Origin of the sequence: Nocardia coubleae NBRC 108252 (genome assembly GCF_001612805.1) — a bacterium.
GTDB classification, from domain to species: Bacteria; Actinomycetota; Actinomycetes; order Mycobacteriales; family Mycobacteriaceae; genus Nocardia; species Nocardia coubleae.
On sequence record NZ_BDBD01000018.1, the window covers coordinates 85,860 to 98,970 of the forward strand.

The following is a 13,111-nucleotide window of genomic DNA, read 5'->3' on the forward strand; positions in this document are numbered from 1 at the left end:
GGCCCGCGGATCACCAGCGCGGCTGTTCGTCGATGATGCCGAGCACCGCCTTGCCGACCATCTCGTGGGTCAGCGCGTCGTTGCCGGGATGAAATCCCCCGCAGCGCACATCGCGGTAGAGGCGTTCGAGCTCGTTGCCCGCGAACATGCCCGCTCCGCCCACCACATCGAGCGCGGTGTCCACCACTCGTTTGGCGCCTTCCACGGCCCGCCATTTCATCGAGTAGACCTTCGGCACCCAGTCGGCGCCGTGATCGGTACCGGCCACCCAGTCGGCGGTGAAACCGGTCAGGACGGCAGCGGCGGCGTCGAGTTCCAGATACATCGTGGCGATCTGGTGCTGCACGAACGGGTTGTAGGCGTAGGCGCCGCGCTCGATCGCCATCGACTTCTTGTTCCGCGCGTGGGCCACCGCCAGTTCCAGTGCGCGGTCGGCGATGCCGAGGTAGACGGCACCCATGAGCGCCAGCGGCCACATCGTCATCCCCATCAGGAACGGGTGGTCCGCATCGCCTGCGGGCACCACGCAGCCGATCCGGCTGTCGGGGACGAACACCTCGTCGAGCCGGGTGTCGTAGCTCTGCGTCGCCCGCATGCCGAGGGTGTCCCAGTTCTCGACGACGTCGGCGCCTTCGGAACCGCGTTTCACGAAGGCGTGCACCACTTTCGGGCCGCCCTCGGCATCGACGTCGAGGGCGTGCGCGCCGAGCCACGACCACGCCGGTCCGTTGGAACCGAACTGTTTGTGCCCGGTCAGCCGGTAACCGCCGTCGACGCGGCGCGCCTGACAGGTGGACAGCAGCACCGGAATGTCGTTGCCCGCCTCGGCATGCCCCGCCGCGAACACCTCGCCCGCGAGGGCCGCGGTGTAGATCCAGTCGACCGAATGATCTCCCGCCCTCGCCATTTCGTTGGCGATGCCGATCCAGTAGGAGTGCATCGTCATCGCCAGCGCGGTGGCGGGGGCGTAGCGGGCGAGGCGTCGTTGACTCGCCGCGAGCTGGGCCAGGTCGAGACCCCACCCGCCGCGCTCGGCCGGAACCGCCGCGGCGAGGTAGCCGATACCGCGCAGCTCGGCGAGGTCCTCGGCGAAGTAGGTGTTGGTGCGGTCGTGGCCCGCGGCGCGGGCCCGGAACCGTTCCAGCATGTCGATCGGGATGTTGCGGGTTTCGCTGATGGTCTGAGTCATGCGGCCACTGTCCGGGCAGGCCCTGTCACCGCGCTGTCATTCGCTGTCACGGCCGCCCACCGGCCCGCGCGTGGGCGGCCGCGCCGGTTCAGGTCAGCGGTTCCGCCAGCCAGCCGCCCATCGCCACCGTGCGGAAATGTGTTGTTAGAGCGTGGTTTTCGTCGATTACATGCAATGCGATGGCCGGGTCGGGTGCGTAGTCCATCACGCGGTGCGGCGGGGTGATCTCCCATTCGCCGCCGAGGACCGAGGCGGTGCTCGGGCCGGTGATCATCGGCTTGCCCGCGAAGGTGGTGGCGATGGGGGAGTGGGCGTGGCCGGTGAGGACGCCGATGATGCGCTGGTCGCCCGCGACGATGGCGGCCAGGCGACCGGGATCGGCCAGCGCGATCACGTCGACGATCGGGCTGAACAGGTGGTTCGGCGGGTGGTGCAGGGCGATGAGGATCGGGCCGTCGGCGGGCGCCTCGGCCAGGGCGGCGCGTAGCCACGTGTATGTGTCCTCGGACAGCGCACCGCTCGGCTCGCCGGGGATGCTGGAATCGAGCATGAGGATCGTCAGCGGGCCGACGCGGTTGGCGCTGTTGATGGGTGCCGTGGAGGCGGGCTCGCCGAGCAGGCCGGTGCGGAAGTTCGCGCGGTCGTCGTGGTTGCCGGGGAGCAGGTAGACCGGGACGTCGGCGGTCAGGGCCAGGCGCGCCTCGGCGTACTGCTCGGGTCTGCCGGAATCGGTGATGTCGCCGGTGACGAGGATGACGTCGGGCCTGCGCGGCAGGTCCGCCAGATAGCCCATCACCGCCTCGACCCGTTCGGTATTGCGTGCGCTGAGGTCGAAATGGGTGTCGCTGAGCTGAGCCGCCAGGATCATCGGCAGTCGCTTTCTTCTCTGGGATCGCTCCGTTGCGTCAGAGTGCGCCGGGATGACTCATCGGCACCCTTCAAGGCTAGATGACCTGCGCTTATTCGTCTGCATGAGCCGTACCACGGACCGAAACCCATCGCCTGGTCTGTGTGCGTTTTCACCGCGCGGAAGCGCACGTTCTCCTGCGCGAATCAGCCTGTTGTAGTAAGTGTATTCCGCTGAGTGGGATCGGATGTTTACTCGCCCGGCCGACCGGTTCGCGGCCTTGTAGCGTCACCGGCGTGTCGATTTCTCGTACCGCGCCTCGCCCCGTGTTCCGGGTCGTGTTGAGCGCCTTGGTTTTCCCCCTCGCGCTGGCCGGCTGTAGCGGTTTCATCTCGATCGGCGGTCCCGATTACGAGGCGCTGGAGAAGGAGATCGCCACCGAGCTCGACAAGGCCTACGCGCCGATCTCGCGGAAGGTCGAATCCGTCAAGTGCCCGCGTCTGGCCGACGAACCGGCCACGGGCGACACCTTCATCTGTGTGGCCAAGGTCGAGGACAAAGAAGTGCGCGTGGACGTGCGGGTCGAGGACGACGAAGGCTCGGTGGAGTACAAGAGCCGCGATATCGCGTTCGACCTGGCGGCGACCGCGGCCGACATCAGCACCGAAGCATCGAGCCAGCTCGGTTTCGCGGTGACCGTCGACTGCGGTCAGGGACTGAAGATCGTCGAGGTCGGCAGCACCTTCACCTGTACGGCGGTCGAGGCCGAGGGTGATACGGCGACCGTCGTGGTGACCGCGCGCAACGACGGCAGCAGCAGCTGGGAGATCACCGGGTAGCACCGGTGCGGCGGTCGGCCTCGGCGAGCAGGTGAGCCGCTTCGTCGGGGTCGGTGGTGAACGGTGCCCAGAAGTCGGGGCCCGGGGTGGCGTGCAGGTCGAGGACCGGTGGGGTGAGCCAGTCGGCGTCCAGTTGCAGCCGCCAGGAGTGCAGGTGAGTGCGGGGGAGGGCGGCGGTGCGGTCGAACAGGGGGTCGCCCAGGATCGGGTGGCCGGTCCAGGCGAGCTGCACGCGGATCTGATGTCGTCGCCCGGTCACCGGTCGCAGTGCGAGCAGAGCGCGATCGTCCTTGCGGGCGACGGTGGTGAACCTGGTGAGCGAGGGGTAGTTCTTGGCGGGCAGCAGGTCGGCGTCATCGACGAACCAGCGCTCGCCCTCGCGGCGGATCGCCTCGCGCGGCGCCGCGATCCGCACCCGGTTCTTGCGTCCCACGCTCAACGGCAGGTCGAGTTCGCCCTGGTCGGGTAGGTCGTTCCCGGAAACGATCGCCAGATAGGCCTTGCGCGCGGTCTGCTTGTTGAACTGGCGGGTGAGCTGCCCGTGCGCCGCCAGATCGGTCGCCAGCAGCACCAGCCCGGAGGTCACCTTGTCGATCCGGTGCACCGGGTACACCTGTGTCCCCGCCGCCTGCGCGATCTCGACCAGATCGGTGTCGTGCCGCTCTCCGGTCACCGAAATGCCCGACGGCTTGTTCAGCGCCACCACCGCGTCATCGGCGAACACCGTGTACGCCTTGCGCACACTCAGCCAATCCATCTCCACCACAACACCCTAGAGAACGGTGTCCCGTACCCCTTCGACACGGTGCTCCGAGCCGAATTCACGCGCGGCGGAGGCGGTGGGGGCGCAGGCGGTTGAAGCCGCGGACGCGGACGCTGCGCAGGTGGCGGATGGCGAATTCGGGGTGGTCGGCGAGGGCTTCGGCGGCGGCGTCGTCGATGAGGATGTTGGCGGGGCGGGCGACGCCGGTGAGGCGGGCGGCGATATTGACCACCGAGCCGTACAGGTCGCCGAAGCGTTGCAGCACCTCACCGTAGGCGAAGGCGACGCGCAGTTCGGGTGTGCCGCCGACGAGCATGGTCGACTCCTGGATGGCCAGCGCGATCCGGGCCGCGTCGACCGCGTTCTCGGCGGCGAACATCACCTCGTCGCCCACATTCTTGATCACCCAGCCGCCGTTGTCGGTGATCGCGGCAGTGGTGGTCGACTCGAAAGCCTCGAGCAGCGTGGACAATTCGTCGGGATGCAGGTGCCGGGTGAGCCGGGTGAAACCGACCATGTCGGCGAAGCCGACGGCCAGGGTGCGGGTGGATCCGTCCCCGGCGTCGTCGATGGAACGGGCGATGGCGGCCACCAGATGCCTGCGCCACACATACGCCTGCAACTGCTCGACCTCGGCGAGGGTGTCCTCGGCGGCCGCCCTGATCCGTTCGGCCACGGGCAGTGCGGGATCGGCCGCCTCCGCGCGGACCTTGACCTCGGCGAGCACCAGGTCGGCTTGCCATTCGGCCAGCCGCGCCAGGCCCTGACCGATGGTGCGCGCCGCCGCCGCCTGCTGCCGGAGATTCGACGCCGCAACCACTTTCATGCCGCGGAAGGTGCTGACCGAGTCGATATCGATCTGGGCGTAGTCGACGGCTTCCTCGGAGTTGGCGGGGAAACCGAGCGCCGTCCACAGCCGTCGGGATTCGCTCTCCGGTACGCCGGAGAGCTCGGCCACCTGGGTCCGGTTGAACCGTCGTGGGCCGCCCAGTAGCGCCTCCTCGACGATGCGCTGTACCAGTTCGGTCATCTCGGGCTCCGACATACCTGAAACTTTACGGCCACCGGCTGGACACCCGGGGATGCTCACCTCCGGCCTTGGCAGGGTTCACAACAATGACGCCCCACACAATTGTTCCGCCACCGGTGCCCTGACCTGGACGATTACCTGTGGGTGAGCTAGGGACGGGAAAAGTGCGTACTTCTGTGCCGCCCGGATGGCGCCCACACTCGGACCCATGAACAACGTGACCGTGCTCGGCACCGGCGCGATGGGCACCGCGATCGCCCAGGCCTTTCTCGCCGCCGGCTACCGCACCCATGTCTGGAACCGCAGCCCCGAGCGCACCACGGCCCTGGTGGCGGCGGGTGCGGTCGCCCATCCCGCCGTCGCCGATGCCGTCGCCGCGAGCCGGGTGATCGTGACGACCATGACGACCTTCGCCGCCACTCGCGACAGCCTGGACGGCACCGGTGAACTCGCGGGCCGCGATCTCATCACCCTGAACAGCGGAACACCGGCACAGGCAAGGCAATTCGCACGCTTCGCGCATTGCGTGGGCGCGCGTTACCTCGGTGGCGCGATCAAGAACGTGCCATCGGCCGTCGGAAACTTCGACACCCTGCTGTATTTCGGTGGCGACCGCGCCGTCTTCGACACCCATGTCGAGACCTTGCGCGTACTCGGCGGCGACGTCGAGTTCCTCGGCCCCGACCCCGACCTGGCCGCACTCTACGAATCCGCCGTCGGCGCAACGCTTCTGCCCACCCTGCTCGGCATCTTCGAAGGGGCGGCGATCCTTGCCTCCCGCGGCATCCCGGCCGAGGCGATGGTCGGGTACTCGGCGAAATGGTTGCGGATGATCGAATCCCTGCTGCCGATCCTGGCCACCGAGATCGACACCCAGGACTACACCCGCCTCGGCGCCACCGTCAACCTGTTCCACACGGCGGTCACCGACGACACCCAGCTCGCGGCGGAGACGGGCATCGATATGAGCTGGCACGAACCCATCAACCACCTGCTCCGTTGCGCGGTCGCCGAGGGGCGTGGTGACCAGAGCATCACCGCACTGTTCGAGTTGCTCGCCGCCGGTACTCAGCAGAGCGCGCGAGCTCGGGGGTTGTGCGGCTGATCCCGCAGGACCTCCGTCAGGGCCGCCGCCGCTTCGACGAGTGCCCTGGACCGTCGGGTGAGCGCAGCCTCTCGGGTGGCGAGGGCGTCGCGTAGTTCTCCCGGCCCGCTGCGCCGGAACTGGGTGAGCACCGTGCGCAGGGTGGTTATGCCGTAACCCGCACGCCGCAACTGGTGCACGATCCTGGCGTCGCGCACCTGTTCGGGCGTGTATCGCCGCGCGCCTTTCAAGCGCTGGGGAACGACCAAACCCTCTGCGTCCCAATGCCGCAGCGTGGAGGTCCGGATGCCGAGCGCGTCGGCGAGTTCGGCGATGCCGAGTGCGTCGGAGTCGCGCACATCCGCGATCGGTTCGGCTCCGATACCGGCCGCCGCCCGCACCGCGAGCGCCAGCTCGCCGCGTTCGGTGTGCAGGGCGGCGTGGGCCGCGTCGAGCCCGGCCAGTGCCCGCTCGGTTTCCCCGGCGACGGCATCGCGCATGATCGCCTTCGCCGCCACCGGGCCGGTCCCTTCCGCCAGCGCGCGATACGCCCGGGCGGCCGCGACATGCGCGTCTCGATAGCTCCGGTGGCCGCCCGGTGACCGTTGCGCGGCGGGCAGCACACCGTCGTTCTCGAGGTCGCGCACCTGCTGCACCGAGTAACCGGCCGCCCGCGCCACATCGACCGTCCGCATCCGGGGCGAATGTAGCTTTGTAATCAGTTCTCCTGGCGGTATCGCGTCCGAGTCCACACAAGCACTTCAATGTGACGCTTGAAGCATGCAGATTACCGAGATCGACGACTTCGTGAGCGGACTCGACGGTGTGCTCGCCCTGCGACCCACCGAGGGCAGCGACTTCCCCGAGATCAGCTGGGGCGACATCTTCTACTACTACGCCCCGGACGGCGTGGTGCCCCGTGGCCAACCCTTCGCCACGATCGTCACCAAGAACTATCCCGACGACACCGCTTCCGGCCTGGACCGGCCCGGTGCCTTCCGCGTCAACGTCGCGGTCGGCACGGACACCTTCGCCGAATACGCCGACAACCCGATCGCCGACAACACCTTCGCCCCGCATCCGCAGTACGCCCGGGCGCACTGGCTTTCGATCACGAACCCCGGCACGGACAACGCCGAGGTGCTGCGTGAAATGTTGCGAGAAGCCCACGGCCGCAACAAATCACGTGCCGAACGCCATTCAGGACACTGACGGTCGAGTGGTGTGCGGCGACCCGCGGAACGCCCCCGCGCGGGCGGCGAGCGCGGTGCCGGCCGCCGCCCGCTCCGGCAACCCCGGATCCGGCGGAGTGCGCAGCAGCATCAGGCAGTGGTACACCGGGGCCGTCGCCGCGATGAGCAGCGCTCGGGCATCGGTGTCGGCGGGGATCTCGCCCCGTTCCACGGCCCGCTCCACGACGATCTCGCACTGCGCGTAACGGTCCTCCCACATCCGCGCGAGCCCCTGCGCGGCCTCCGTCGACCGGAACGACACCGCGATCAGCGCCGACGCGATCGACGGTTCCGCGAGCAACGACTCCTGGATCTCCTCGTTCAGCGCGGTCAGATCCCCGGCGAGCGAACCGGTATCGCGCGGCTGCCAGTCCAGATCACCCGCCGCCGCGATGACATCGGCGAGCAGCCCGCCCACATTGCGCCACCGCCGGTACACGGTGGTCCGATGCACACCGGCGCGCTCGGCGACCGAGTCGATGGTCAACGCGTCGTAGCCGTTCTCGGCCAGTTCGGCGCTGACAGCGGTCAGTACCTGCTCCCGGTTGCGGGCGGTGCGGCCACCCGGGCGCGGTTTCGGTTCGCTCATGAATCTTCTTCTTGCTCGCGGGGAAATCCTGTGGCACCATACTAATGCAATTGTTGTCGCACTAGTGAGGTTGCCGATGCTCCTTCGAAGCGTTCATCACGTCCTGCGGACCGCTCGGTCCGCGTCCTCGAATGCTTCGGAGTGCTTGTATGCCAACTCAACTCACCGCTCGTGCGGTCAGCAAATCCTTCCTTGGGCGCCCGGTCCTCGATGAGGTGACGTGTGCGTTCGCCACGGGCGAGCGCACCGGGATCATCGGCGAGAACGGTTCCGGCAAGTCCACCCTGCTGCGCCTGCTGGCCGGTCGCGAACTGCCCGATTCCGGCGAGGTGACGGTCCGGGCCGAGGGTGGCGTCGGCTACCTCGCCCAGGACGAGGAACTCGCACCGCACCTCACCGTGCAGCAGATCATCGACCGCGCTTTGGCCGACCTGCGCGCCATCGAGGCCCGCCTGCGAACGCTGGAAGCCGCGATGGCCGACGGTGACGGGCTGGCCGAATACGCGGAGCTGACAACCCTTTTCGAGCTGCGTGGCGGTTACGACGCCGAAGCCGAGGTGGAACGGGCCCTGCACGGTCTCGGTCTCGGACTCGTCGCCCGCGATCGCCGCGTCGGCGACCTGTCCGGTGGCGAACAGGTCCGATTGCGGTTGGCCTCGGTGCTGGCGGCGGGCACAGAGGTGCTGCTGCTCGACGAGCCGACCAACCACCTCGACGACACCGCCATGACCTGGCTCGAAGACCACCTGCGCAGCCGTCGCGGCACCATCGTCGCGGTGTCGCACGACCGGCGGTTCCTCGAACGCGTCGCCACCGACCTGCTCGAGGTCGACGCCGACCGCAGACGAGTGGTCCGCTACGGCAACGGTTACGCGGGCTACCTCACCGAGAAGGCGGCGGCCAGGCAACGCTGGGAGCAGGCCCACGAACAGTGGCAGGCCGACATTGCCCGCCTGCGCGAGACCGCCGCGACCACCGCCCGCGCGGTGGCACCGGGCCGGGCGATGAAGGACAACAACAAGATGGCCTACGACCGGGCCGGAGGTCGCGTGCAGCAGTCGTTGGCCAGTCGTGTCCGCAATGCGGAGGAACGTTTGCGGCGGCTGCTGGCAGACCCGGTACCCGCACCGCCGCAGCCGCTGCGGTTCACCCCGGTGCTGCGGGCGCGGCGGGTACAGGGGCCGGTGCTCGAAGCGGTCGACGTGGCGGTCGAGGGTCGGCTGCACCGTACGAGCCTGTCGATCGCGGCGGGGGAGCGAGTACTGATCACCGGACCCAACGGCGTCGGAAAGTCCACGTTGCTCAGAGTTCTCACCGGCGAAGTCACACCTGACGCCGGCACCGTGACCCGGCGCGGGCGCATCGGCTACCTGGCCCAGGAGCCTTCGTTCCCCGACCCGTCGCAAACCCTGGCCGCCGCCTTCGCGCACGGTCGCGCGGGCGACGCCGGTGAGCACACCGAGCAACTACTCGCCCTCGGCCTGTTCGATCGCGCGCAACTGGATACCCGCGTGGCCGACCTGTCCACCGGCCAACGCCAACGCCTGGCCCTCGCCCGCCTTGTCACCGAGCCGGTCGACGCCCTGCTCCTCGACGAACCGACCAACCACCTCTCGCCGGCCCTGGTCGAAGACCTGGAAACCGCCCTCAGCACCTATCGCGGTGCACTGCTGGTCGTCAGCCACGATCGTCGCCTGCGCTCACGCTGGCGCGGCGCCCACCTCGCCCTCGGCGCCACCGCCACCGTCTGAATCCCGAAGGAGCCCCCGTGCCCGCACCCGACCCGACCACACCCCGCCCCATTCCCGACCGCACCCGGGTGATGCTGCTGACACCGCACGTGACCTCACCCTGGATCGAGGTCGGCGACTTCACCTACTACGACGATCCCGACGACCCGACCGCCTTCGAAGCCCGCAACGTCCTCTACAGCTACGGTCCGGAGAAGCTGGTCATCGGCAAGTTCTGTGCCATCGCCACCGGTGCCCGGTTCATCATGAACGGCGCCAACCACCGCATGGACGGCCCGTCGACCTACCCGTTCCCGGTCCTCGGCGGTTCGTGGGCCGACCACATCGACCTGGTCATGGACCTGCCGAGCCGTGGCGACACGGTGATCGGCAACGATGTGTGGATCGGCAACGGCGCGACCTTGATGCCCGGCGTCCGTGTCGGCAACGGGGCGATCATCGGTACGGGCGCCGTGGTCACCGCCGATGTGCCCGACTACGGGATCGTCGGCGGCAACCCCGCCCGGCTGATCCGGACCCGTTATCCCGCAGCCGAAGTCGAGCGCCTGCTGGCTTGTGCCTGGTGGGACTGGCCGCTCGACCACATCACCCGCCATATTCGAACTATCATGGCCGGTAGCGTCGATGCACTGGAATCGGCTGCCGCCGAGCTCGATTCGGATCGACGCGCCGAACCGAAAGGCCAGCAATGCCCATCCGATTCCGCCAGCGCAAATCCTTCGGCCCCCTGAAGTTCAATTTCACCCAGTCGGGCCTGTCGTCCTGGGGCATCAAAATCGGCCCCTGGTCCTGGAACTCGCGCACCAGGAAGAACGCCGTCGACCTCCCCGGCCCCCTGAGCTGGCGCCAGCGCTGAGACTCGGGGCTTGTTTCGTCTTCGCCGCGTCAGGTCAGATCGGAGAAGCGTTCGACCTCTTCGATGCGCCCGGAGACGATAAGCTGATCGCCCTCGGCGACGACGGAGTCCGGTGTGGCATAGGTGAATTCGCCGCCGCGGTGTTTGATGGCGACGACGGTGATGTCGAAGTGCTTGCGCAGCCCGCTGCCGGTGAGGGTCGCCCCGACGGCCGATCGGGGCGCGGTGGTCTTGGCCATGGCGTAGTCGGTGTCGAACTCGATGTAGTCGATCATCCGGCCGGTGACCAGGTGCGCGACCCGTTCACCCATGTCGTGTTCGGGCAGCACCACATGGTGGGCGCCGACGCGTTCGAGGATCTGCCCGTGCTGACGGCTGGTCGCCTTCGCCCAGATCTTGGGAATCCGGCAGTCGGCGAGCAACGAGGTGGTGAGGATGCTCGCCTCCATATTGGAGCCGATGCTCACCACCGCGTGCGGGAAGTCGGGCACCCCGAGCTGCTCCAGCGCCGTCATATCAGTGGTGTCCGCCACGGCGACATGGGTCAGCAGGTCCGAATACTGCTGCACGATATGCGGATTCGAGTCGATCGCGAGCACCTCGGAACCGTGCGTCACCAATTCGCGGGCCAATGCCCCGCCGAAGCGGCCGAGCCCGATGACGACGACACGCGTGCCGTGTTTGCGTGTGGTTCTACCCGACAATGGGGCGCTCCTCCGGTAGTTCGTAGCGGCGGCCGCGGTCGCGCAGCGCGAGCGCGGTGGCCAGGGTGATGGGTCCGAGACGGCCGAGGAACATCAGGGTGACCAGCACGATCAGGCCGGAGTCGGGGATGGCGGCGGTGATCCCGGTGGACAGGCCGACCGTGCCGAAAGCCGAAACCACCTCGAACAGCACGGCATCGAGGTCCATCCCGGTGATGGTCAGCAGGGTGAGCGTGCCGACGACGACAGCGCCGACCCCGAGCAGCGCCACCGTGATCGCTTGCCGTTGCACCGGCGCGGCCAGCTTGCGGTCGAGCACATGCACGGTCGGTTCACCACGAACCTCCGCCGCGATGACGAACGCGAGCAGCGCGAAGGTGGTCACCTTGATGCCGCCCGCCGTGCCCGCGCTGCCGCCGCCGATGAACATCAGGATGTCGTTGACCAGCAGGGTCGAGGAGTGCATCGCGCCGACATCCACCGAATTGAAGCCCGCGGTGCGAGGTGAGAGCCCATGGAAGCCGCCGACCAGCAGTTTCTGCAGTGAACCGAGGGGGCCGAGGGTGCCGGGGTTGGACCATTCGAACGCGGTCACCGCCACGATGCCGAACACCGCGAGCGCGAAGTACGTCCACAGCGTGAGCCGGGTGTGCAGTGTCCACCGATGATCGCGGGTGCGGCGGCGCAACCACCTGCCGACCTCGAACAGGACCGGGAAGCCGAGGCCGCCGAGAACCAGGGCGACGGTGATGGGGACGATGATCCACGGATCGGTCGCGTAACCCATCAGGCTGTCCTGGTAGAGCGCGAATCCGGCGTTGTTGTAGGCCGAAACGGCGTGGAAGACACCGAGATAGACGCCGTGCCAACCGCCCTGGTCGTACCCGAACACGAATCGCAGCGTCAACGCGATCGCCGTGATCGCCTCGACCACCAGGCTCATCCGGATGACCCCGATGACCACCCGTCTGCTTTCCCCGAGCCGCAGCGCCTTCGTCTCGGACTGGGCGATCAGCTGCATCCGCAGCCCCATCCGCCTGGCCACCAGCAGCCCGAGCAGCGAGGCCAGTGTCATGATCCCGAGGCCGCCGATCTGGATCAGCCCGAGGACGACGAGTTCACCGAACAGCGACCAGTGACTCTCCGTATCGACCACGACGAGCCCCGTCACGCAGACGGCCGAAACGGCGGTGAACAGCGCCGTGACCGGCGCCGTCGCGGTGCGCGATTCCGCCGCTACGGGCAGCATCAGCAGCAGCGTCCCGACGAGCGTCGCGGCGCCGAATCCCAGGACGACCAGCCTGGCCGGATGGTGCGGGCTGGGGAGCATGCGCACCAGGTCCCGGGAAGAAATCACGATGGGCCAGCCTAATTGTCCGACCGGCCCCGGCATCCCGACGCGACCGTAAGGATTTCGTCAAGAATCGGTGCGGACGACCAGCGTGTCTATACCCCTTGACGCGTGGCGACGTCGCGAAAACCGACAAGTCGTTCCGAATTCTATGCTTGGCAGATGTGCTGAGATAGCCTAACGAAACACAGTCTGCCCGAACGAGTTCCGTGATCCGGCACAGTGGATCCATTGAGGTACAACAGCGTTGAGTTCAGGAAAGCGTCTGATCGTCCGCCCGGCAACCAGGGCCGACATCGACTCCATGGTGGAAGTGCTCGCCGCCGCTTTCGCACACGACGATCCCATCGACGAGTACGTCTTTCCAGACGAGACCGTCCGGTATCGAAGGGCCCCGCGCATGTTGCGCGCCATGATCCGGCACCGCTTCCTGCCTGCGGGCGGGGCCGAGGTGGCGGTGCTCGACGGCCGCGTGGTGGGAGTCCTGCTGTGGTACCCGCAGGGCTATCGCCCGGGCGGTTTGCGCGAGCTGGTCGCCGGGCCGGAGCTGCTCGTCGCGATGGGGTCCGCGGTGCGTCGCGGTATCGAGGTCGACGCGGCCATGGATCGGGCCGCTCCGCCCGAACCACACTTCTTCCACGTCTACCTCGGCGCCGACCCGAGCCTGCAGCGCAGCGGGGTGGGCCGGGCGCTGTACGCCTCGTTCACCGACAAGGCCGACCGGCAAGGTGCGTCGATCTGCGGCATCTGCAAAGACGCCAATGTCGGCTACTACGAGGCGCTGGGCAACGAGCGCACCGGATCCGTCCGGCTCGGTGCGTCCGGCCCAGAACTCAACATCATGATTCGCCGCCCGCGGCCGCTCTGACCCCGAGG

The 13,111-nt window shown here is 68.1% G+C and carries 14 protein-coding genes and 1 pseudogene; 7 read left to right on the plus strand and 8 right to left on the minus strand.

Going from position 1 to position 13,111, the window contains the following annotated elements:
* Positions 1-10: 10 nt before the first annotated feature.
* Positions 11-1,189, minus strand: a complete 1,179-nt coding sequence (locus tag NCO8_RS17665) for an acyl-CoA dehydrogenase family protein (protein ID WP_067641003.1) — start codon at positions 1,187-1,189, stop codon at positions 11-13.
* A gap of 88 nt (positions 1,190-1,277) precedes the next feature.
* Positions 1,278-2,057 (minus strand): metallophosphoesterase, encoded by a 780-nt coding sequence (locus tag NCO8_RS17670; RefSeq protein WP_067641005.1) that lies wholly within the window; start codon positions 2,055-2,057, stop codon positions 1,278-1,280.
* Positions 2,058-2,332: 275 nt separating this feature from the next.
* Between NCO8_RS17670 and NCO8_RS17675 the strand changes: the two genes are divergently transcribed.
* Positions 2,333-2,875: a DUF4333 domain-containing protein gene (locus tag NCO8_RS17675; protein ID WP_157104957.1), complete on the plus strand. Its 543-nt coding sequence runs from the start codon at positions 2,333-2,335 to the stop codon at positions 2,873-2,875.
* Here the strand turns inward: NCO8_RS17675 and NCO8_RS17680 are convergent.
* Entirely contained in the window at positions 2,865-3,632 is a 768-nt protein-coding gene (locus NCO8_RS17680) for an RluA family pseudouridine synthase (protein WP_084457304.1), read from the minus strand. The genes NCO8_RS17675 and NCO8_RS17680 overlap by 11 nt on opposite strands.
* A 64-nt stretch (positions 3,633-3,696) precedes the next feature.
* Complete coding sequence (locus NCO8_RS17685; protein ID WP_067641011.1) at positions 3,697-4,683, minus strand: adenylate/guanylate cyclase domain-containing protein; 987 nt, start codon at positions 4,681-4,683, stop codon at positions 3,697-3,699.
* A 193-nt stretch (positions 4,684-4,876) separates the two neighbouring features.
* Between NCO8_RS17685 and NCO8_RS17690 the strand changes: the two genes are divergently transcribed.
* The gene (locus NCO8_RS17690) at positions 4,877-5,773 is read left to right on the plus strand and encodes an NAD(P)-dependent oxidoreductase (RefSeq protein ID WP_067641013.1); all 897 of its coding nucleotides are present in this window, start codon (positions 4,877-4,879) and stop codon (positions 5,771-5,773) included.
* Here the strand turns inward: NCO8_RS17690 and NCO8_RS17695 are convergent.
* Positions 5,737-6,447, minus strand: coding sequence for a MerR family transcriptional regulator (locus NCO8_RS17695; protein WP_067641015.1), 711 nt, complete (start codon positions 6,445-6,447; stop codon positions 5,737-5,739). The two genes, NCO8_RS17690 and NCO8_RS17695, sit on opposite strands and share 37 nt — an antisense overlap.
* A gap of 85 nt (positions 6,448-6,532) precedes the next feature.
* Here NCO8_RS17695 and NCO8_RS17700 point away from each other — a divergent pair, with 85 nt between their 5' ends.
* Positions 6,533-6,964, plus strand: coding sequence for a DUF6194 family protein (locus tag NCO8_RS17700; protein WP_067641017.1), 432 nt, complete (start codon positions 6,533-6,535; stop codon positions 6,962-6,964).
* Here the strand turns inward: NCO8_RS17700 and NCO8_RS17705 are convergent.
* A complete protein-coding gene (locus tag NCO8_RS17705; protein WP_067641019.1) occupies positions 6,953-7,573 on the minus strand; it encodes a TetR/AcrR family transcriptional regulator in 621 nt (206 codons plus the stop codon). The genes NCO8_RS17700 and NCO8_RS17705 overlap by 12 nt on opposite strands.
* 149 nt (positions 7,574-7,722) lie before the next feature.
* On the opposite strand from NCO8_RS17705, the gene abc-f reads away from it, so the two are divergent.
* The 3 genes and pseudogenes from abc-f to NCO8_RS30675 all read left to right on the plus strand — a co-directional run bounded on the left by abc-f (position 7,723) and on the right by NCO8_RS30675 (position 10,180).
* Positions 7,723-9,324 carry a ribosomal protection-like ABC-F family protein gene (abc-f, locus tag NCO8_RS17710; RefSeq protein WP_174550341.1) on the plus strand — a complete coding sequence of 534 codons (1,602 nt, stop codon included), beginning with the start codon at positions 7,723-7,725 and terminating at the stop codon, positions 9,322-9,324.
* A 17-nt stretch (positions 9,325-9,341) separates the two neighbouring features.
* Positions 9,342-9,980: pseudogene (locus tag NCO8_RS17715) on the plus strand (CatB-related O-acetyltransferase); the annotation flags it as partial.
* Between the two features lie 32 nt (positions 9,981-10,012).
* The gene (locus NCO8_RS30675) at positions 10,013-10,180 is read left to right on the plus strand and encodes a DUF4236 domain-containing protein (RefSeq protein WP_084457272.1); all 168 of its coding nucleotides are present in this window, start codon (positions 10,013-10,015) and stop codon (positions 10,178-10,180) included.
* 29 nt (positions 10,181-10,209) lie between these two features.
* Here the strand turns inward: NCO8_RS30675 and NCO8_RS17720 are convergent, their stop codons facing one another.
* Together NCO8_RS17720 and NCO8_RS17725 are read right to left on the minus strand one after the other, a co-directional pair.
* A complete protein-coding gene (locus NCO8_RS17720) occupies positions 10,210-10,884 on the minus strand; it encodes a potassium channel family protein (protein WP_067641023.1) in 675 nt (224 codons plus the stop codon).
* Positions 10,874-12,214 (minus strand): TrkH family potassium uptake protein, encoded by a 1,341-nt coding sequence (locus NCO8_RS17725; RefSeq protein WP_067641025.1) that lies wholly within the window; start codon positions 12,212-12,214, stop codon positions 10,874-10,876. Before NCO8_RS17725 ends, NCO8_RS17720 begins: the two co-directional genes overlap by 11 nt.
* A 268-nt stretch (positions 12,215-12,482) precedes the next feature.
* Between NCO8_RS17725 and NCO8_RS17730 the strand changes: the two genes are divergently transcribed.
* Positions 12,483-13,103 (plus strand): GNAT family N-acetyltransferase, encoded by a 621-nt coding sequence (locus NCO8_RS17730; protein ID WP_245655402.1) that lies wholly within the window; start codon positions 12,483-12,485, stop codon positions 13,101-13,103.
* The last annotated feature ends 8 nt before the right edge of the window (positions 13,104-13,111 follow it).